An 895-nucleotide genomic window follows, 5' to 3' on the forward strand; every position below is an offset into this window, starting at 1 on the left:
GGGCGCGACCCGCAAGAACATCGCAGAATTCGAGGACGTGCTGCTGTCCCAGTACGGCACCCAAACCACCCTCGAGGACGAGCACGAACAGAAACGCTCGAACCGGACCATGTCCGCGTTGAGCTTGAACGCCAAGACCGGGATGTTCGAGTCCAAGATCGTGATGGACCCCGTCAACGAGGCCGTGTTCAGCGCCGCCCTCCACGCCCTGTCCAAGCCGCACGTCGACCAAGACACCGGCGAACACGACCCCCGCACCCCCGGCACCCGGCGCCTGGACGCGCTGGTCACGATGGCCACGCATGCGACGAACCCGGACAAGACCGTCCGCGGCAGCGGGGCCGCCGCGCGGATCATCGTGACGATCCCCCTGGCCGACCTCGTCGGAGGGATCCGCAAGACCAGCCTCGCCGAACAACTCGGGCTCCTCCCGGCAGAGGCGGACACGACGGCCAGCACCCACCTCGGTGCCTTCGCCCCGACAGCCACCGACACACCTGCCACCTGCGACCGAGGCAACGGCACCGCAAGCAACCCGGACAGCCCTGGCAAGGGACCGTGCTGCGGGCACGGCGCGCTCGAGGCCGGCAGCGTCGGCGTGCTCGCGTCCGGCACGCTCGGGCACCACACCACCCGCTCCAGCGTCGCCGGCTGCGGCACCACCCGCTACGGGCAGGTCCTCTCACCCGCCGACGTGCGGATGCTGGCCTGCGACGCCCAGATCATCCCCGCCGTCCTCGGCACCCGCAGCGAACTCCTCGACCTGGGCCACGCCCATCGGCTCGCCAAACCGGGATTGGTCACCGCACTCGAGCTGCGCGACAAAACCTGCACCTACCCCGGATGCCGAATACCGGCCGCCTGGACCGACAAACACCACCTCATCCACTGGGCC

Annotated in this window: 1 protein-coding gene; it reads left to right on the plus strand. The window is 69.6% G+C overall.

What is annotated here, in order from left to right:
- Window positions 1-895: DUF222 domain-containing protein (locus tag KILIM_RS25265; RefSeq protein ID WP_006594946.1), on the plus strand; the 895-nt coding region annotated here is incomplete at both ends.

The sequence above is a fragment of the Kineosphaera limosa NBRC 100340 genome (genome assembly GCF_000298215.1).
In the GTDB taxonomy this organism is placed as follows: Bacteria; Actinomycetota; Actinomycetes; order Actinomycetales; family Dermatophilaceae; genus Kineosphaera; species Kineosphaera limosa.